An 18,293-nucleotide genomic window follows, 5' to 3' on the forward strand; every position below is an offset into this window, starting at 1 on the left:
CCTCGGCGACCTGTCGCTTGCCCCGTGGACGTTGCCGCACGAGATGGCCCGGTTGGTGTTGGCCGACAACGAAGCGGGCGAGATGCTTCGGCTGCGCTCAGCATGACGTGCTTTTATCATCGCACTTGCTTTTTCGGACAGTCTCTTAGGGGACCATTTGGAAAATAATGTACGCAAGTACGAACGTCATGTTCACTGCTCACTGCTCACTGCTCATTAAGCCAAAGGCGTCACACTTCGCTCTCCTGAATGAGCTGACGCCGGTAGCGGACCAGGATGGTTGATTTGAGAATGAAGCCGAGGTAGCGGCCGTCTTCCTCGCACACGGGCAGGGCCCAGGCACCGGTGCGGTCGAGCAGGCTCAGGGTGTGCTCCAGGTCGTCGTTGGGGCCGATGATGCCGCGGGCAGGTTTCATCAGCTCGCGCACGTGGGTGGTGGCGTAGTGGGCGTCGTCGAACAGCGCGTCGCGCACCGAGTCGAGGCTGACCACGCCCAGCAGCCGGCCCCCGGCGGCCACCACCGGAAACAAGTCGCGCGAGCTGTGCCGAAAAATCTCAACCAGCTCCCCGAGGGTGGTGCTGGGGCGCACGGCAATGAAGTCGGTTTCGAGCAGCTTGCGCGGGTCGAGCTGGGCCAGCAGGCCGCGGTCGCGGTTGGCGTACACGTCCACGCCCTTCAGCGTGAGCTTGCGGGTGTAGATGGAGTAGGGCTCGAAGTACTTGGTGATGAGGTAGGAAGAGCTGCACACCACCATCAGCGGCACGAACAAGGCGTAGCCCCCCGTGATTTCGGCGATGAGGAAGATGGCGGTGAGCGGCGCGTGAATGACGCCGGCCAGCGTGCCGGCCATGCCCAGCACCACAAAATGCACCTCGGGAATGTGGATGAGCCCGCTCAGGTTGATGATGCGGGCGAAGAAGAAGCCCGCCAGCGCCCCGCCAAACAGCGACGAGCCGAACATGCCGCCGTTGCCGCCGGCGCCCACCGTAATGCTGGTGGCCACCACTTTCAGCATGAGGCTGAACAGCACCAGCACCAGCAGCAGCCAGGGGTTGTCGTCCTGGTACACCGAGAAAATGCTGCCGTCGGTGATGTGCTCCGGGTGGCCGGTGAGCAGCAGCTGCACGGTGTTGTAGCCTTCGCCGTAGAGGGTCGGAAACAGGAAAATCAGCCCGCCCAGGAGCGTGCCGCCCACCAGCACCTTGCGCCAGTCGAGCCCCGGCCAACGCTCGAAGAACTTCTCGAACCAGTGGTAGGTCCGAATCATGTAGACCGAGAAAACGGCCGTGAACAAACCCAGCAGCACGTAAAACGGCACCGCGTTGACCGGCCAGCTGGTGGTGATGAGCACGAACGGCTGGCCGGCGTACAGGGCCTTGGAAATCACCGTGGCCGTGGCCGACGAAATGAGCAGCGGAATAAAGTACTGCGCGGGCAGCTCCAGCAAAATGGTTTCGACGGCGAACAGCACCCCCGCGATGGGCGAGTTGAAGATGGCCGCCACGCCCGCCGCCGCCCCGCAGCCCGTGAGCAGGCGCCGCCGCCGCCGCCGGTCGAGGTGCAGCACCCGGCCGGAGTTGGACCCGATGGCCGCCCCCGTGACCGAAATGGGCGCCTCGGTACCGGCCGAGCCGCCAAAAGTAACCGTGAGAAAAGCGGTAATCAGCTGCGAATAGAGCTTGGAGCGGGGCACCACGCTGCCCTCGCGGGCCGTGTTGTAGATGATGGGGCCAATGCCGCGGTTCAGTTGCCCGCCCAGAAAGTACTTGGTGACCAGCACCGTGAGCGTGATGCCGATGATGGGGTAGAGCGAGAGGGCAAACACCCGGCTGGGCTCCGAAATGCCGCCCTGCAACAGTTCCTGCCCGCGCTGCACCGACGTTTTGAGCAGGACTGCCGCCAAACCGGCCGCGGCCCCTACCAGCACGCTCAGCAGCAGCATGTACATCCGCTCGCTGACGTGGCGCGCCCGCCACATGAGCAGCGGGCGCAACAATCGGTGAACGGCGTGGTGGGGCATGGGCGCGAGCGGGGAAGTAACGCGTTTTTAGCAACGCAAAAAATGGGCCGGCAGATGCCGCCCGGCGGCGAAAGCTCGCCAGGCCCGTCAACTTACCCGTTGAACTCGCCCGGCGCGGTCGCCCGGTTGCCTATTGCTCCATGATGTCCTCGTTCCAGAGCGCGGGCTCGGCCGCGATGAACTCGGCCATCATATCGACGCACTCCTGCAGGTCGAGGTCGACCACTGCCACGCCGTGGCTTTCGAGGAAAGCCCGCGACTCGCCGAAGGTGCGCGACTCGCCCACGACGACCTTCGGGATTTTGAACTGCACGATGGTGCCGGCGCACATGTAGCACGGCATCAGGGTGGTGTAGATGACCGTGTCGCGGTAGGTGCGCTGGCGGCCGGCGTTGGTGAGGCAGTCCATTTCGCCGTGCTTGATGGCGGAGTCTTCCTGCACGCGCTTGTTGTGGCCCCGGCCCACAATCCGGCCGCCGCGGACGAGCACCGAGCCAATGGGAATGCCCCCCTGCGAGCGGCCCAGCCGGGCTTCGTCGATGGCGGCCTGCATGAATTCGTCCATAATTAGTTATCAGTTGTTGGTTGTCAGTTGTCAGATTTGTATCGGAGGTTTCTGCTCAATGTTCTTGTGAACTAACAACTGCCAACTAACAACTAACAACTGCATTCTACCGCGCGCAAATGCCCCGGTACGGGCAGTGCTCACACTTTTTGAAGTCGTCGGTTTTGCGGATGGGCTCGGCGGGGTCCAGAATGCGCAGCACAATTTTACGCACCAGCTCCTCCGAAACCTGCACGAAGTCCTGGCCTTCGCTGGTCAGAAAGCTCAGGTCCGCCGCCAGCAGGCCCTTGTCCAGGTTGCGCATCGAGACGATGGCCGTGTTTTCGGTGTCGCGTTGCTCGGTGCTGGCCAGCATGAGGCGGTAGAGCCAGAGCTGGCGGACCTTGTCGGCGCTGGAGGTGGCTTCGTAGAGCAGGCGCTCGGTGGCTTCGGCGGGGCTGAAGCGGTTGCGGTGGCCGGTCAGGTTGAGGTCGTTGGCTTCGACGAGGCCGGTTTTGTAGTCCACCACGCGCAGGCGGCCGTCGGGCAGCTGGTCCACGCGGTCGGCTTTGCCGAACAGGCGCACGGCCAGCTGCCCGGAGCCGGGCACGTCCACAAAAACCGTGGCCGCCAGGTCCTTTTCCAGGCTGAACAGGCGCAGGGGCAAGCCTTCGCTGGCCTCCAACCCTTCGAGGTAACGGACGATGAGGCGCGCCGCCACCAGGCCGTACACGTGGTTGAGGCCTTCGTCGGGGCGGGCGTGCTTCTCGGTTTCTTCCTGGCGCAGGGCCCTGCGCACTTCCTCCGGCGCCCGCGCCACCAGGGCCGGGATGTCGGCAGCGGTGATGGGGCGGGCGTCCTGCTCAAAGGGCCGCATCAGATTTTCCAACGCCTCGTGCACCACCAGGCCGAAGCTGCTGGCTTCCAGGGTTTCCTCCACGGCCTCGTTCTCGTAGAAGCGGGCCACTTTGGAGAAGTAGAAGCGGAGCGAGCAGGCCAGAAAGTCGTTGAGGCGCGAGGGCGAGATGTTGCGCTCCAGCACCCCGCGCAGGGCGGCCAGCATTTCCTCGTCTTTCTCCAGCACGAGGTCGCCAAGCTCGCCGCTGGCTTCGAATGAGGAATTAGGAATGAGGAATGAGGAATCAGCAGGCAACCCCAATTCCTCATTCCTCATTCCTAATTCTTCATTAAGGGAGGCGACGCCGACCGTCAGGTCTTCCAGCGTGAGCTGCGGGTTTTGGGGCAGCAAGTCGTTTTGCAATTGCAGCAGGAACCGGCTGCGCTCGCCGCTGCGGAGGCCCTCGGCGCCGGGCAGCACGTGCACCAGGTCCACGCGGGCCGCCCGTTGCAGCAGCCGCCAGAAGTTGTAGGCCGTGATGGCCTCGGCGTCGGCGTAAGTGGGCAGCTTGAACTCCTGCAGCACGTCGTAGGGAAACAGCGACTGCTGCTTCTTGGGCGCCGGCAGCACGCCCTCGTTGCAGCTCAGGATGATGACGTGGTCGAAGTCCAGGGCGCGGGTTTCGAGCAGGCCCATCACCTGCACGTCGGCCAGGGGCTCGCCCGAAAACGGCAGGCGGGTGCGGCCCATCTGCTCGTACAAAAACCGGCGGAACGAGCGCACCGACAGGCGCTGTTCGCGGCAGTCGAAGGCCGAGTCGAGCTGCTTTATCAGGGTGTAAAACAAGTAAAGGTACTCGGCCTCGATGCCCGACTGCTTGTCGGAGTACACCTGCTTGAGCAGGTCAATCAGCGTGTAGCAGGCGGCGATGATGTCGTCGCAGTTGTCCCAGGTCTTGAACAGGGCCTCGATGAGCGGGTGGTGGGCGCCGAGCCTGAGCAGCTCGGTGGCGGGCAGCAACACGGCGTTGAGGCGGATGATTTCGCGGCACATCTGGTCCAGAATGCCGTGGTACTGGGGCTGGTCGGCCTGCTGGTCGAGCCCCTGCTGGTAGCGGCGCAGAAAGGGGTGGCCCAGCAGCTTGCTCACGGCCAGGTGGTGGTAGCGCGGCACGCCGTAGCCCGTTTCGGCGCTGCCCTCGCGGATGCCGGTGAGGTGGACTTCGAACAGCAAGTCGACCAGGTTGAACAGCGGCGTGGCCTGGAAGCTCAGGCCCATGGTCACGTTGTAGTCGGGCACCTCGTCGGGCGGCAGGCCGTGGAGCACGGGCAGGAGCAGGGTTTCGTCGGGCAGCACAATGGCCACGGTGGCGTCGGGGTACTGGCGGCGGGCCTCGGCCAGGAGCTGGCCGGCCAGCTTGCCCTGCATGCTGGGGTTGGCCACGCCCAGGTAGCGCACGTGGCGGGGCTGGCCGCGCAGCCACTCCACGCCGCCGCCGAAGGCCTCGAGCGGCAACTGCCACCGCTCGAAGTAGCGGCGCAGGTGCTGGCCGGCGCGGTTGGGCGAGCCTTCTTCGAGGTAGAACGGGTCGGCGTCGAAGCGCACTTCGGCCCGGCCGGCGCCCAGCAGCAGGCGGATGAGCTTTTCTTCGGACCGCGACAAGTTGCCCAGGCCCACGAACACGTGGCGGGCGGGCTCCGGCGCGGCGGGGTCGGTCAGTTGCTTTTCGAGCCGCTCCACGGCGCGGCGGTAGGCCAGGCCGGGGTAGGCGAGGTGGTTGGCCAGCATGCGGCGCTGCAGCTCGCGGTACACCCGTTCGAGCTGGTCCCAGAAGCTGAACGAGTGGGCGGCAACCTGGCTCTGGGCGGGCAGCGCTTCCAGGTCCCAGCGCTCCAGGGCCTTGGCCTGGCTCAGGTACTCAAACACCTTGCGGGTGGGGGCCAGGTTCTGGTCGAGGTTGGAAAAGTCGCTCAGCAGCAGCCCGGCCCAGCCCACGAACCGGTCGAAGTCGAGGCTGAGGTCAATGTTTTTGAGGATGTCGTAGAGCAGCAGCTGCAGGGCAATGGGCTCTTCGACCTGCACGCCGGCCAGCTCCACCATGTAGTCTTCCATGGCCGCCACGCGCGGGGCCCAGAGCGGGGCGCCCGGCGGCAGGGCCAGGGCCAGCTCGTTCTTCAAGTACACCACCGCCCGGCGCGTGGGCACCACCACCACCAGGTCCGACAGCTCGTCGAGGGGCCCGGAGCCGTAGCGGTCCAGCAGCTCGCGGGCGGTGGCGGCCAGGAAGGAAACGGGCGCCGCAAGCGGCGCCCCGGCGGCGGCGGCAGGGTAAGGGGCAGGGTGGGCGGGCATCCGGGCAAAGATACCGGCCGGGGTGCGCTTGGGGCGCTACTGCAAATGTTCCTGCCAGGGCTTGGGTTCGATGTTGGCCACGAAATCGAGTAGCAGCGCCAGCACTTCGGGGCGGGTGGGGGGGCGCGGAACGAGCAGGCCCGGGGCGTCGGGGGGCACGGAGCGCAGCAGCTTGCGCAGGTCCTGGGCCTGGGCCACCCGGAAGCCCATGGTCCAGGTGGCGAAGCTGCGCTGGCGGCAAGGTCCCTCGCTGAACACCCGGCAGTCGTAGTGGCGCGGGTCGGTCTGGATGCGGCGGTACAGCCCGCGCACTTCGTCCCGCTCGCCTTCCAACACCTGCAAAAACCGGCCGTCGGGCGTGTAGAGCAAAATGCCGGTGATGCCGTGCGCCTGGTTGTAAGCCCGTGACTGGTGAAGCAGCGCGGTGAGTTCCGGCGTCGCGAAGGGCACCAGGGAGTGGCTCTGGTAAATGAGTTGATGCAGGCCCATCGCAGTAACGAAAACGTGAAACGGCCAGAGTACCCCGGCGCCGTGCCCGGCGGGCCCCGGTTTGAGGGAGCATTTACAACAGTAATGTAGCTAATAATTAACGTATGAAAATATTCAATGCCTCGGCGGTGCTCCTCGTGCCCGCCCGCCATCATGCCGCGCAAAGGGGCCGGCCGGCACCAACGGCCCGCAGGGAAGCAAGCGCCCCGGGTGGAAAACCTCGTTCGGCGTTTTCTGCGTCCTTTGTCCGTCCATTTCGGCTCACTCATATGCGCACCCGCCTACTGCTTTCCCTCGCCGCCGGCCTCCTGGCAGCCGCGGCCCAGGCCCAAACCGTGCCCGCCCCGGCCGCCGTGCCCGCCCCGCCCCCGGAGCCGCGCTGGCGCAAGTCCGGCAAAACCGGCCTCGGCCTCAACGAGTCCCTGCTCAGCAGCAACTGGCGCGGCGGGGGCGTCAACACCATCGGCTTCAACGCCCTGGCCAACCTGAAGGCCAACCGGAAAAACGGGGGAAATTCCTTCGACAACGAGGCCGACTTTCTCTTTGCCTTCTCCGAAACCAAGGGCCTGGGCTACCGCAAAGGCCAGGACCGCCTCTACCTCGACACCAAGTACGGCCGCGACATCAGCTCCGACTGGAACACGTTCGTGTCGCTGAACCTGCTCACGCAATTTGCGCCCGGCTACCAGTACGACGAGGACGCGGCCGGCAACGACCGGGCCCGGGCCGTGTCGGACTTCTTCGCTCCCGGCTTCGTCACCGCCGCCTACGGCTTCGAGTACCACCCCAACCCCACGTTTCGGGTGCGCCTGGCGCCCTTTGCCCCGCGCCTGACGGTGGTGAACCGGGCCGACCGGTTCGGGGAAGTCCTCGGCGACACGCCCTACGGCGTGCGGCCCGGCCGCAGCACCCGCTGGGAAGTGCTGGCCGCCCAAGTCCTGGCCGAGTACGACAAGAACCTCGGCCCCGGCGTCAGCCTCAAGGCCCGCTACCTGCTCTTTGCCAACTACCGCAACGTCACCGGCAAAGAAGTTGACCACCGCCTCGACGTCGGCCTCACCGCCAAAGTGGGCAAATACGTGAACGTGGCCCTCAACGGCATTGCCCTCTACGACTTCGACCAGGACGCCGGCGTGCAGTACTCCCAGGGCCTGACCATCGGGGTGGCCTACGCCTTCCAGAACTTCGTGGACGAGAAGAAGTGACACTGTCCGGCCCACTGGGTTGGGCTGTTCATAGCTCGCCCCGGTCCCAGGCGGCTATTTCGGCCGCCAGGTTTCGCCGGGCCGCCGCGTCCAGCTCGGCCCGCCCGTCGGGGGTTTGAAACAGGACCGGGGCGGCCAGCAGCTTGGCCAGTACCTGGCGCCGGCCGGGGCGGTAGAGCAGGGCCGGCACCCGGCGGTATTCACGGCGTACCTGCCGGGCGTAGGCCCAGTAGTCGGCTTCCGAGGCGCCGAGAATGCTCAGGTCGGCGTCCAGAAACGCCAGCAGGTCGGCATCGTCGGGCGGCTGGGGCCGGGTGTGGTCGGCGGTGCGCTCGATGAGGAAGGCCACCCGCTGCTGCCGGGCCGGCGCCAGGCTGGTTTCGCGCAGAAACGCCAGGGCCTGGGCGGCGCTCCGGGCTTCGTTGTCGGTGCGCAGGGCGTGGTACACCGCGTCGTGGAACCAGACGGCTAACTGCACCACCGGGGCATCGCGCAGGGGCACGGCGTCCAGGCGGCTCAGCAGGTTCTCGATGTGCCGCAGGGTGTGGTAGTGCCGCCCCGGCCCGTCGTAGGCCGCGGCCAGCTCCTGAAAAACGGCCTCGCGGCGCCCGGCATCGGCCAGCAGCGGGGCGGTGAGGGCGTGCCAGCGGGCCGCCAGGGTAGGGTGCGAGTCGGGCATGGCGCCAAGGTACGGCGGCCCGGCGGCCGAGGTCGGCGGGGGGACACTCTGCCCGCGGGGTTCCCTGGTCGTGCCGGCCGGCGCGGCACCCGTATCCTCGTCAAGTGCAATGGTTGCAGTAAAAATTGATGTTTCTGAGGCTACTGACGTTGTTTCTGGGTGTACTGGCGGTGTTTCTGAGTGTACTGGCGGTGGTGTTGCGCCCACTGGTGCTGTTTCTGAATGTACCGGCGCGGTGGCGGGAGCTACTGGCGCGGGGGCGGATTCTACGGGCGTGGGGGCGGGGGCCACCGGCGGCCGGGCGGGGGCGCCGGGCCCGCTCCCGGCCCGGCCGGCGGCTTGTGGATGCGGGATTAATTGTGGAGCTTGCCGCCCGCCCGGGTTCCCGGGCGGGGCCGCCGGACCGTCCGGGGCGCGCTAACCACCCCCTACCATGAAGCAAGTGCAAGCAACCGCCAACTACCCCATGTCGCAGGGCGACCTGCTGCTCACCTGCCACACCAAGGCCGGGTTCATGGCCCGCGACGCGGCCGCCTTCGCCACGCGCGGCGTGGGGCCGGCCCGCCTCGCAGCCTTCGAGGCCCAGACCGCCGCGGCCGCCAAGCTGCCCAGCGACGAGCAGCTCGACAACCAGAAGCAAACCCTCACTGCGGCCGCCGCCACCCAGCGCGGCGTGGTGGAAAGCGGCATGGCCACGGTGATGAGCCAGGTCGCCATCGTGCACGACGAGCGCAGCCCCGCCTACAAGGCCTTTGGCAGCGGCGGCCTCTACAACGACAGCGAAGGCGACTTCTACGTGAACATGGGCCACCTGCTGGACTGGGCCACGGCCCACGTGGCCGACTACGCGGTGCAGGGCCTCACCCCCGCCCAGCTCACCGCCCTGGCCGCCGAAAACGAGCGGTACCTCGCCGCCCTCCGGGCCCAGCGCCTGGCCGAGTCCGGCCGCAGCGCCGGCACCCAAACCCGCCAAATCGCCCTCAACGCGCTGTACGACGAGCTGAGCGCCCTCTGCGGCATCGGCCAGGGGCTGTTCAAGCAAACCGACGTGAGCAAGTACAACGACTACGTGATTGACCCCGCCCCGCGCTCGGCTGGCCCGGCAGCCCCGCCGGTGGGGTAGGGAGCGCCGGGGCCCGCAACTTTAGCAGCGAGAGAAGCGCCGGGACCTGGGGTTCCGGCGCTTTTTTTGTTGTGGTGCCATGCCGGGAGTGGGAAATGCAGACCATCGTTTCGGGGAGATGGACTAACGGTTTGGGGCTTGTCGATGTGGCGGAATTAGAAGCCCTACTCTGTCGACCAAGCACAAATGGTTATTAGAATTACTGAAATTTAATTTACCACTCAACCAGCCATTACGCCAAGCCGCTGTTAGCGGGTCGTTGTTCTTTTCAGCAATCATTTTCTTCATTTTATTTGTAATGTCCGAGTTGAATAAGCCCATTTAAGTTATCATACTCGACCCAAGTTTCCTTTATTTTTTCTTCTATTACACGAAAGAAGCAATTGAAATCCGAAGTCAGTTTTTTACCAGTTGGTGGAAAATTTATGAGTTGACCTAATTGTGTCCCAGAAAAATTTATTCTCGCAGCAACCAAATCGCCTTCTTCAATTGCAAAAATTATTATCTCTTGTAAGTCAGGAAATACTTCTAACTCTGCCTTGTGAAAATTAACTAATCCAATACTTGTTTTTACTTCTTTTGGTTCGGATGAGCTGTGTCTAATAAAATCCTCGTGAACTAATGATATAACCTTGTCCCAATTTTTTTGATTTGTAGCATTGATAAACTCGGCTACTATTTCTTTGTTGCTTTTCATTTGAGCTGTAAATAGAAAATTTGATTTTTGAAAACTCCAATTTTCATTGCTTTCAGTGGTCAAAAACTTAAGGAGTTAAATTTTTTGTGTGTGGTTGCTTCCTAAGTTAGTAGTGTCTATTTACAATGCCCGCCAACATCTGTATTACCGCTACGGCAAGGTATGACAGTAGCGTATACTCGGCTGGCGCGCGTCTGCGACGCGCTGCCGACTGGAGTGGCGTTTGCAACGCCTCCGGCGGGTGTCGTTCGCCAGCCGCATCAAAGACGCGAAACCAGTGGGCAGCGCCTCGCAGACGCCTGCCAGCCGGGGAAGCGGGAGAGATGCTTCGACCAGCTCAGCATGACCGGTATTTTTGCAAGGAGGGCATTCATGAATAGGTTCTTAGGGGAGTAGCCGGACCTACCGCAGCGCGTAAATCCGCTCAATTATCTCCACCACTTTCAGCCCTTCCAGCGCGTTGGTTGTGGCGAAGCTGCGGCGCTGCACGGTGTCCACCACGTTTTCGATGACCTGCACGTGGTTGGCGGCCGAACCCTGGAAGGGGCCGTAGTCGTTGGCGGGGTTGGTGGGGGGCAGCGTGGGCAGGGCGTAGTTTTCGAGGTGGCAGTACTCCACCTTGTCCAGGTACTGGCCGGCAATGCGCAGGCTGCCGCGCTCGGCCACCACAGTGAGGGAGCTTTCGAGGTTGCGGTCCCACACGGCGGTGCTGTAGCTGAGCGTGCCGCTGCCGCCGCGCAGCAGGTCGAAGGTCACCAGGCCGCTGTCCTCGAACTCGGTGAGGCCGGCGTGGGCGAAGTCGCGGAACCGGGCCGAAAGGTTGGTGACGTCGCCGAACACCCAGTACAGCAAATCCACGAAGTGGCTGAACTGGGTGAAGAGCGTGCCGCCGTCCAGGGTCTGGGTGCCCTTCCAGCCGCCGGGCCGGTAGTAGCGGGCGTCGCGGTTCCAGAAGCAGCTCAGCTGCACCAGGTACACCTGCCCCAGCCGGCCTTCGTCGACCACCTGCTTGAGCCAGGCGGCGGGGGGCGAGTAGCGGTTCTGCATCACCCCGAACACCAGCCGGCCGGTTTGCAAGGCCGTGTGCACGATGGTCTCGGCGTCGGCCTTGGTCAGGGCCAGGGGTTTTTCAACCACCACGTGCAGGCCGTGGCGCAGGCCCGCCACCGCTTGCGGGGCGTGCAGGCCGTTGGGCGTGGCCACGGTGAGCACGTCGGCGGCAGGGCCGTGGGCCAGGTAGTCTTCGAGGGAAAGAAAAAACGGCACGCCGGGGAACTCGGCAGTGAGGCCGGCCTGCAGGTCGGCGCGCACGTCAAGCAGGGCCACCAGCACGGCACCGGGGTGGCGCGCCACCAAAGCGGCGTGGCGGCGGCCGATGTGGCCCACGCCGCAGATGGCAAAACGGACGGGAGGGTGTTGCATGGGGTGTTGATTTCAGAAAAGATTTCGCACGGAGCCAGGGGAGGTGAAAGGAGTTGCACGGACCGACTCTTTCCTTCGTGCAACTCCTTTTACTTCCCCTGGCTCCGTGCGAAAAATAATTTCAGCCATTAGAATAGAACTGCCCCAACAACCCCGCAACGTAATCCCCTTGCTCCGCCGTCAGCAGCGGGTGCACGGGTAGCGAGAGCACCGACCGGCACAGCCGCTCGGCCACCGGGAACTGGCCCGCTCGGTACCCCAGGTAGGCATAAGCCGGCTGCGCGTGCACGGGCAGCGGGTAGTACACCATCGTGGGCACGCCGCAGCGTTGAAGGAAGTGTTGCAGGTCGTCGCGGCGGCCAGGTTCCTCCAGCGTGAGGGTGTACTGGTGGAAGACGTGGCTGCTGCGCGGGTCGCGGGCCGGCCGGCGCAGGCCGGGCATTCCGGCCAGGGCGGCGTCGTAGCGGGCGGCCACGGCCTGGCGGGCGGCGGTAGCGCCTGGCAGTTGCCGCAGCTTCACCCGCAGCAGGGCGGCCTGCAGGGTGTCGAGGCGGGAGTTGAGGCCGATGTGCTGGTGGTGGTACTTGCGGCTCTGGCCGTGGTTGGCGAGCTGGCGGAGCAGGGCGGCGCGGGCCGGGTCGCGCGTGAGCAGGGCGCCGCCGTCGCCCAGCGCACCCAGGTTTTTCGACGGGAAAAACGAAGTGGTGCCCACTTCGCCCACCGCCCCGGCAAAAGCCGTTTCCCCGCTGGCAAACCGAAACGTCGCCCCGATGGCTTGGGCGTTGTCCTCAATCAACGCCGCACCGTGCCGACCGGCAATGCTCCGCAGTGCCTCCAAATCGGCGCACTGCCCGAACAAATGCACGGCCACGATAGCGCCCGTGCGCGGCGTGAGGGCCGCCGCCACGGCCGCCGGGTCCAGATTGAAAGTGTCGGGGCGCACATCCGCCAGCACGGGGCGCAGGCCCAGCAGCGCGGCCGCTTCCAGGGTGGCCACGTAGGTAAAGGCCGGGACGATGACTTCGGCCCCCGGCGGCAGTTGCAGGCTCAGCAGGGCCAGCGTGAGGGCGTCGGTGCCGTTGGCACAGGGCACCACGTGGGCGCCGCCCAGGTACTCGCCCAGCGCCGCCGCGAACTCCGCCACCGCCGGCCCCTGAATGAACGCCGCCGCGGCCATGACCTCCCGCAGCGCTTCGTCCAGTGCCGGCTGCAGGGCGGCGTGCTCGGCCGCCAAATCAAGCAGAAGAATGGGTGCGGGCGGGGCGGGCAGAATCAAAGCAAACGACGAATGGAAGCGGCCAAAGATACTGGGCAAACTCAGGCCAGCTCCCGCAACAGCCAATGCAGCCTGAGCAGGTCGAACAACCGCAGGCGCGGCGCGGGCCCCAGCAGCTGGCGGCGCAGGGCCGGGGCCGCCGCCCCCAGGGCCACGCGGGCCGCCGGGGCCAGCCCCAGCCGGCGCAAGCGCCCGGCCGTTTGCAGCAAGCGCGAGCCATCGGCGCGCGCCGTTGCGCGGTACATCCGGGCCAGGTTGCGCACGGCCTGCGCGCTCTTGCGCAGGAAAACATGGGCGGGTTCCAGACCGGCGTGCAGCACCGGGTTGTCCAGGTGCCGAATTGGCATCCGGGCCGCGGCCAGCGCTTCGCCGAAGCGGGTGTCCTCGTGGCCGTAGCCGGTCAGGGCCTCGTCCAGCGGAAAGCGGCGGAAAACGTCGGCGCGCAGCAGCGCATTATTGATGGTAAGCTGGTGGTACGGCGCCGCTTGGCGCGCGGCGGCGGGGCGGGCTTCGCGGGCCCGGCCGTACTGCCAGCGCAGGCGCAAAGCGGGGTCCGCAGGCGGGGCAGCTTCGTAGCAGGTGCCGCCGATGAGCACGGCGGCTAGGTGGCGGGCCGCGGCGTAGCGGGCCAGGAATCGGGGGTCGGGCAGCAGGCTGTCGTTGTCCAGCAGCAGCAGCCACTCGTGTTGCGCGGCGGTTGCCAGCTGGTTGCGGATGGCAGCGCGGCCCACATTGCGCGCCAGCTCGTGGTAGCGTACGCCGGGCCGGGCCGCCAGCGGCCGGTTCAGCACCCGGAATTCTTCGCGCGAACCGTCGTCGAATAACAGTATTTCGAGTGGCCCGTCCCAATTGGGCTGCTGCGCAATTAGCGCGTCAACCAATTCGGTAACGTTCCAATTAAAAACCGGAATCAGCACCGAAAGCCCAGGCATTTTAATTAATTAAAAATTAGGAATTAAAAATTAAGAAACTTTAGTTCGCGTCGAAATTATTACAGCTATTTCCGGGCTGGCAGAAGGGTTTTTCTGAGGGGTGGCCACTGACTCTGAGGCCACCCAAACTAGCGTCGTAAAACGATGCAGTTTAGAAATAAGTAGTTATTATTTTTAATTCTTAATTTTTGACTCCATTACTACTTCGCCGAATCCAGCAGCTCGCCGTCTTTGCAGGTCAGTATGCGGTGCGGGTATTTTTCAATTAATTGGAAATTGTGCGTGGCCATGAGAATGGCGGTGCCCGAATTATTAATCTCGCCAAACAGCTGCATGATGCTGGCCGATACGTCGGGGTCGAGGTTGCCGGTGGGCTCGTCGGCAAGCAGCAGCACGGGCTCGTTGAGCATGGCCCGGGCAATGACCACGCGCTGCTGCTCGCCGCCTGAAAGACGGTGCGGCATGCGGTTGGCGGCGCCGTTGAGGCCGACCTGGCCCAGCACGTCGCTCACGCGCTGTTGCTTGCGGGCCTTGCCCTTCCAGCCCGTCGCGTTGAGCACGAACAGCAGATTTTCGGCCACGGTGCGGTCTGAAAGCAGCTGGAAATCCTGGAAGACAATGCCCAGCCGGCGCCGCAGGTACGGCACCTTGCTGGCCGGCAGCTCGGGCAGCGAAAACCCCGCCACCGTGCCCAGGCCGCTTCGCAAGGGCAGGTCGGCGTACAACGTTTTCAACAGCGACGACTTGCCGGACCCCGTGCGGCCCACGAGGTAGGCAAACGCACTTTTTTCCAGCGCGAACGACACGCCCTGCAACACCGCCTGCTGCTCCTGCATAACGGTGGCATCGCGCAGCTCGATTACGTTTTCAGTCACTGATTTTTCGGAATTAAGCGGAGTGCCCGGGTTGTGCAGTCAATTTTATCGCCGTGGGACCGTTGAAAAGCAAAATTTCAAATGACAAAACGTTGACCTTGAATGAAACGCGGCGTCGCAGCGCGTTTTATCAATGTTTGGTAAAGCCCAAGACGTCCACATAATCCGCTCGAATCCGAAAATTCGTGATTTAAAGCGCCAGAAGCTGCAATTTGCCAAACTCCAACCCGGCAATTACGGTGGCCAGCTCGGTTTCTTTGCCCTCCAGCCCGTAGCGGTGCAGGTCCTTCAGCGGCCGGTCGGCCCGGAAATAGGCGATGAGCACGAAGGCTTCGTCCCGCAACTGAATGTAGTCGGGAATTTTGGCCTTGCCTTTGACTTTGATGATGTACATTTTTGTAATTAAAAATGAAGAATTAAAAATTAAAAAAACAAGAAATTACCGAAAAGAAAAGGCGTCTTTTAATTTTTAATTCTTCATTTTTAATTACAATACTAAGCATTGACGCGTTTGTGGTCGGCCAGAAACGTGGCAAGGCCCTTGTCGGTGAGGGGGTGGTTGAGCAGCGCGGTGATGACGCCGAGCGGACAGGTGACCACGTCGGCCCCAACTTCGGCGCACTGAATCAGGTGGGGCACGTGGCGGACGGAGGCGGCCAGCACTTCGGTCGGGTAGCCGTAGTTGCTGAAAATCTGCACGATTTGCTCCACCAGCTGCAGGCCGTCGTGGCCGATGTCGTCGAGGCGGCCCACGAAGGGTGACACGTAGGTGGCGCCGGCTTTGGCGGCCAGCAGGGCCTGCCCGGCCGTGAAAATCAGGGTGCAGTTGGTTTTGATGCCCTTGTCGGAAAAATACTTGATGGCCTTGACGCCGTCCTTAATCATCGGCACCTTCACCACGATGTTAGGGTGCAGCTCGGCCAGCTCCTCGCCCTCGCGGATGATGCCGTGGTAGTCGGTGGCAATGACTTCGGCCGATACGTCGCCGTCGACCAGCTCGCAGATTTGGCGGTAGTGGGCCATCACGTTGTCGAGGCCGCGGATGCCTTCCTTGGCCATCAGCGAGGGGTTGGTGGTCACGCCGTCGAGCACGCCCAGCTCCACGGCTTCGCGGATTTCGGCTAGGTTGGCGGTGTCAATGAAAAACTTCATAAGCGGGGTCTGGGGGTCTTGGGGGCTTGGTTTTAGGGCGCCATTAGCTGGGTTCGGTCTGGGAAAACCTGGCGAAAAAACCAAGTTCCTAAGCCCCTGAGTCCCCAAGCCCCCAACAAAGAATCGGCCCCAAAGCTACTCATTCGTTCGCCAAAGCGCGAAACGGAGCAGCACCGGAGCCGACCAGAAAGGGCAAAAAAAAGCAAGCCAAAATCGCACCGCTACAACCACCTACCCTTGCTACCTTCCGGTCCTGGGGGAGTTCAGCAGGAGCTGGTCGTTCTGACTTGCCGCTGCAAAGATAAGCGAAAAAGCCTGGCAAATGACGTGTGCCGTGCCCCGAGTTCGCCTTCGCAGCTCCGGTTTTCTGGCGAAACCACACTTGGATGAGCCGCGCAAAGGGCCCGCTGGGTTTTCAAGCCCCGGTGGCTCAACTGCCAAGCTGCTTTTTCCGTGCCGGGCGAAAAAGCCCTTTCTTATTTAAGCAGGGGCCTTTCCGGTGCTGGGCTGGGCCCTACCTTTGCGCCATGGAACGACTAATCATTCTGGATTTCGGCTCGCAGTACACCCAATTGATAGCCCGGCGCATCCGCGAGCTGCACGTGTTCTGCGAGATTCACCCTTACACCCACGCCCCGACCCTCGTTTTGACCGAGGACATCCGGGGCGTCATTCTTTCCGGCTCGCCCTGCTCGGTGCGCGACGAGGACGCGCCCAACCCCGACTTGCGCCACATCCTGGGCCGGGTGCCCGTGCTGGGCGTGTGCTACGGCGCGCAGCTGCTGGCCCAGCAGGGCGGGGGCGAGGTGCTGCCCGCCACCATCCGGGAGTACGGCCGCGCCCGGCTGGCGGAGCTGAATAGCGCCTCGCCGCTGCTCCACGGCCTGCACGCCGGCTCCCAGGTCTGGATGTCGCACGGCGATACCATCCAGACCCTGCCGGTGGGCTACGACAGCATCGCCAGCACGCCGGAAGTGGCCGTGGCCGCCTTCAAAGTCGCCGGCCAGGAAACCTACGGCATTCAGTTTCATCCCGAGGTGACGCATTCTACCGAGGGCAAGCAGCTGCTGAAAAATTTCGTGGTCGACATCTGTCGTTGCACCCAAAGCTGGACGCCCGACCACTTCGTGGATTCGGCCGTGCTGGCGCTGCAAAACACCATTGGCTCGGATGACCAGGTGATTTTGGGCCTTTCCGGCGGCGTCGACAGCAGCGTGGCGGCGCTGCTGCTGCACCGCGCCGTGGGCCCGCGCCTGCACGGCATTTTCGTCGACAACGGCCTGTTGCGGCAGGACGAGTTTGCCACCGTGCTCAAAGCGTACGAAGGCCTCGGCCTGAACGTAACCGGCGTGAATGCCGCCCCCGAATTTTACGCCGCTCTGGCCGGCCTGACGGACCCGGAGGCCAAGCGCAAGGCCATTGGCCGCACCTTCATCGAGGTGTTCGACCGCGAGGCCCAGAAGGTGGAAGGCGCCCGCTGGCTGGCCCAGGGCACCATTTACCCCGACGTGATTGAGTCCGTCTCGGTGAAGGGGCCGGCCGTGACCATCAAAAGCCACCACAACGTGGGCGGCCTGCCCGAGAAGATGAACCTCAGGATTGTGGAGCCGCTGCGCATGTTGTTCAAGGACGAGGTGCGGGAAGTGGGCGCGGCGCTGGGCCTGCCCGGCGAAATCCTGAACCGCCATCCATTTCCCGGCCCCGGCCTGGGCATCCGCATCCTCGGCGACATTACCCCCGAGAAAGTGGACCTGCTGCAGCGCGCCGACGGCGTGTTCATCAACCTGCTCAAGGCGCACGGCCTCTACGAACACGTGTGGCAGGCCGGCGCCATGCTGCTGCCCGTGCAGAGCGTGGGCGTGATGGGCGACGAACGCACCTACGAGCGCGTGGTGGCCCTGCGCGCCGTGACCAGCGTGGACGGCATGACCGCCGACTGGGCCCACCTGCCCTACGACTTCCTGGCAGAAGTCAGCAATAAAATCATCAACCAGGTGCGCGGCATCAACCGCGTGGTGTACGACATTTCGAGCAAGCCGCCGGCCACGATAGAGTGGGAATAAATCACGGATTTTTCGGATTAGGAACGGATTGGTCGGATTTTGTAGGCGATTTTTGCTGGCGCTGTGGCGGGTTGATGTTGAACGGGGAGATTTAACGTAGAAATATGCTGTTGGACACGCGCCATAATGCGGTGACGAAGGAGGTTATCGGTTGTGCGATGCGCGTGCATTCGGCACTGGGGAGCGGATTCCCTGAAAATATTTACCACCGGTCGCTGGCGTTGGAACTGAGCCGCAGCGGGTTGGTTTTCGAGCAGGAAGTGCATTTGCCAGTTTTCTACCTGGATACCCAGGTAGGGGCCAGACGGGTTGATTTTTTGGTGGCCGGATGCGTGTTGGTAGAATTGAAAGCCCTCACCGAACTCACGCCACTGCAATACGCGCAAATCATCAACTACCTGAACGCCTACCGACTGGAAGTAGGTTTGCTAATCAATTTTGGGGAGGCGAGCCTACGTTTCAAGCGCTTCATCCGAAACCATGCACGCACCTAACCTAAGCATACCCAAAAAAGAAAAAGCGGCCAGAAATGCAGTCAGAAATGCAGTCAGAAATGCGGTCAGAAATGCGGTCAGAAAAGCGACCAAATGCAACACAACGCCGTCCACAAAATCCGACTAATCCG

General features: G+C 63.6%; 16 protein-coding genes and 1 other RNA gene. 4 read left to right on the forward strand and 13 right to left on the reverse strand.

Annotated features, from left to right (window positions below):
- Nucleotides 1-230: 230 nt before the first annotated feature.
- The 4 genes from RMO51_RS02175 to RMO51_RS02190 all read right to left on the reverse strand — a co-directional run bounded on the left by RMO51_RS02175 (nt 231) and on the right by RMO51_RS02190 (nt 6,244).
- Nucleotides 231-2,021 carry a chloride channel protein gene (locus tag RMO51_RS02175; protein ID WP_310391581.1) on the reverse strand — a complete coding sequence of 597 codons (1,791 nt, stop codon included), beginning with the start codon at nt 2,019-2,021 and terminating at the stop codon, nt 231-233.
- A gap of 130 nt (nt 2,022-2,151) precedes the next feature.
- Nucleotides 2,152-2,586 carry a nucleoside deaminase gene (locus tag RMO51_RS02180; protein ID WP_310391583.1) on the reverse strand — a complete coding sequence of 145 codons (435 nt, stop codon included), beginning with the start codon at nt 2,584-2,586 and terminating at the stop codon, nt 2,152-2,154.
- A 106-nt stretch (nt 2,587-2,692) separates the two neighbouring features.
- Nucleotides 2,693-5,755 (reverse strand): PD-(D/E)XK nuclease family protein, encoded by a 3,063-nt coding sequence (locus RMO51_RS02185; RefSeq protein WP_310391585.1) that lies wholly within the window; start codon nt 5,753-5,755, stop codon nt 2,693-2,695.
- Nucleotides 5,756-5,791: 36 nt separating this feature from the next.
- The gene (locus tag RMO51_RS02190; protein ID WP_310391587.1) at nt 5,792-6,244 is read right to left on the reverse strand and encodes a BLUF domain-containing protein; all 453 of its coding nucleotides are present in this window, start codon (nt 6,242-6,244) and stop codon (nt 5,792-5,794) included.
- Nucleotides 6,245-6,513: 269 nt separating this feature from the next.
- Between RMO51_RS02190 and RMO51_RS02195 the strand changes: the two genes are divergently transcribed.
- A complete protein-coding gene (locus RMO51_RS02195; RefSeq protein ID WP_310391589.1) occupies nt 6,514-7,449 on the forward strand; it encodes a DUF3078 domain-containing protein in 936 nt (311 codons plus the stop codon).
- A 28-nt stretch (nt 7,450-7,477) separates the two neighbouring features.
- Here RMO51_RS02195 and RMO51_RS02200 read toward each other — a convergent pair whose 3' ends face one another.
- A complete protein-coding gene (locus RMO51_RS02200; protein WP_310391591.1) occupies nt 7,478-8,128 on the reverse strand; it encodes a hypothetical protein in 651 nt (216 codons plus the stop codon).
- Nucleotides 8,129-8,561: 433 nt separating this feature from the next.
- Here RMO51_RS02200 and RMO51_RS02205 point away from each other — a divergent pair, with 433 nt between their 5' ends.
- Nucleotides 8,562-9,251, forward strand: a complete 690-nt coding sequence (locus RMO51_RS02205) for a hypothetical protein (protein WP_310391593.1) — start codon at nt 8,562-8,564, stop codon at nt 9,249-9,251.
- A gap of 289 nt (nt 9,252-9,540) precedes the next feature.
- Here RMO51_RS02205 and RMO51_RS02210 read toward each other — a convergent pair whose 3' ends face one another.
- The 8 genes from RMO51_RS02210 to ffs form a co-directional block, all read right to left on the reverse strand.
- Nucleotides 9,541-10,011 (reverse strand): ester cyclase, encoded by a 471-nt coding sequence (locus RMO51_RS02210; RefSeq protein WP_310391595.1) that lies wholly within the window; start codon nt 10,009-10,011, stop codon nt 9,541-9,543.
- 339 nt (nt 10,012-10,350) lie between these two features.
- On the reverse strand, nt 10,351-11,370 hold the full coding sequence (locus RMO51_RS02215) for a Gfo/Idh/MocA family oxidoreductase (RefSeq protein WP_310391597.1): 1,020 nt from the start codon (nt 11,368-11,370) through the stop codon (nt 10,351-10,353).
- A 121-nt stretch (nt 11,371-11,491) separates the two neighbouring features.
- Nucleotides 11,492-12,685 carry a DegT/DnrJ/EryC1/StrS family aminotransferase gene (locus RMO51_RS02220; RefSeq protein ID WP_310391599.1) on the reverse strand — a complete coding sequence of 398 codons (1,194 nt, stop codon included), beginning with the start codon at nt 12,683-12,685 and terminating at the stop codon, nt 11,492-11,494.
- Nucleotides 12,686-12,687: 2 nt separating this feature from the next.
- Nucleotides 12,688-13,578 (reverse strand): glycosyltransferase, encoded by an 891-nt coding sequence (locus RMO51_RS02225; protein WP_310391600.1) that lies wholly within the window; start codon nt 13,576-13,578, stop codon nt 12,688-12,690.
- A 200-nt stretch (nt 13,579-13,778) separates the two neighbouring features.
- Entirely contained in the window at nt 13,779-14,414 is a 636-nt protein-coding gene (locus tag RMO51_RS02230; RefSeq protein WP_310391792.1) for an ATP-binding cassette domain-containing protein, read from the reverse strand.
- A gap of 229 nt (nt 14,415-14,643) precedes the next feature.
- The gene (locus RMO51_RS02235; RefSeq protein ID WP_310391601.1) at nt 14,644-14,847 is read right to left on the reverse strand and encodes a fructose-6-phosphate aldolase; all 204 of its coding nucleotides are present in this window, start codon (nt 14,845-14,847) and stop codon (nt 14,644-14,646) included.
- Between the two features lie 101 nt (nt 14,848-14,948).
- Complete coding sequence (fsa, locus tag RMO51_RS02240) at nt 14,949-15,605, reverse strand: fructose-6-phosphate aldolase (RefSeq protein WP_310391603.1); 657 nt, start codon at nt 15,603-15,605, stop codon at nt 14,949-14,951.
- A gap of 196 nt (nt 15,606-15,801) precedes the next feature.
- Nucleotides 15,802-15,899, reverse strand: an RNA gene (gene ffs, locus RMO51_RS02245) — signal recognition particle sRNA small type.
- Nucleotides 15,900-16,132: 233 nt separating this feature from the next.
- Between ffs and guaA the strand changes: the two genes are divergently transcribed.
- Together guaA and RMO51_RS02255 are read left to right on the forward strand one after the other, a co-directional pair.
- A complete protein-coding gene (guaA, locus tag RMO51_RS02250) occupies nt 16,133-17,668 on the forward strand; it encodes a glutamine-hydrolyzing GMP synthase (protein WP_310391605.1) in 1,536 nt (511 codons plus the stop codon).
- A 104-nt stretch (nt 17,669-17,772) separates the two neighbouring features.
- Nucleotides 17,773-18,162: a GxxExxY protein gene (locus tag RMO51_RS02255; RefSeq protein ID WP_310391607.1), complete on the forward strand. Its 390-nt coding sequence runs from the start codon at nt 17,773-17,775 to the stop codon at nt 18,160-18,162.
- Nucleotides 18,163-18,293: the final 131 nt, after the last annotated feature.

Source organism: Hymenobacter sp., assembly GCF_031398885.1.
Taxonomy (GTDB): domain Bacteria; phylum Bacteroidota; class Bacteroidia; order Cytophagales; family Hymenobacteraceae; genus Hymenobacter.

Bases quoted from the DNA above. Each gene is read 5' to 3' on its own strand.
- RMO51_RS02215 (WP_310391597.1), bottom strand. From the start codon at position 11,370: ATGCAACACCCTCCCGTCCGTTTTGCCATCTGCGGCGTGGGCCACATC.
- RMO51_RS02235 (WP_310391601.1), bottom strand. From the start codon at position 14,847: ATGTACATCATCAAAGTCAAAGGCAAGGCCAAAATTCCCGACTACATT.
- RMO51_RS02190 (WP_310391587.1), bottom strand. From the start codon at position 6,244: ATGGGCCTGCATCAACTCATTTACCAGAGCCACTCCCTGGTGCCCTTC.
- RMO51_RS02180 (WP_310391583.1), bottom strand. From the start codon at position 2,586: ATGGACGAATTCATGCAGGCCGCCATCGACGAAGCCCGGCTGGGCCGC.
- RMO51_RS02185 (WP_310391585.1), bottom strand. From the start codon at position 5,755: ATGCCCGCCCACCCTGCCCCTTACCCTGCCGCCGCCGCCGGGGCGCCG.
- RMO51_RS02225 (WP_310391600.1), bottom strand. From the start codon at position 13,578: ATGCCTGGGCTTTCGGTGCTGATTCCGGTTTTTAATTGGAACGTTACC.
- RMO51_RS02195 (WP_310391589.1), top strand. From the start codon at position 6,514: ATGCGCACCCGCCTACTGCTTTCCCTCGCCGCCGGCCTCCTGGCAGCC.
- RMO51_RS02255 (WP_310391607.1), top strand. From the start codon at position 17,773: ATGCTGTTGGACACGCGCCATAATGCGGTGACGAAGGAGGTTATCGGT.
- guaA (WP_310391605.1), top strand. From the start codon at position 16,133: ATGGAACGACTAATCATTCTGGATTTCGGCTCGCAGTACACCCAATTG.
- fsa (WP_310391603.1), bottom strand. From the start codon at position 15,605: ATGAAGTTTTTCATTGACACCGCCAACCTAGCCGAAATCCGCGAAGCC.
- RMO51_RS02205 (WP_310391593.1), top strand. From the start codon at position 8,562: ATGAAGCAAGTGCAAGCAACCGCCAACTACCCCATGTCGCAGGGCGAC.
- RMO51_RS02175 (WP_310391581.1), bottom strand. From the start codon at position 2,021: ATGCCCCACCACGCCGTTCACCGATTGTTGCGCCCGCTGCTCATGTGG.
- RMO51_RS02230 (WP_310391792.1), bottom strand. From the start codon at position 14,414: ATGCAGGAGCAGCAGGCGGTGTTGCAGGGCGTGTCGTTCGCGCTGGAA.
- RMO51_RS02200 (WP_310391591.1), bottom strand. From the start codon at position 8,128: ATGCCCGACTCGCACCCTACCCTGGCGGCCCGCTGGCACGCCCTCACC.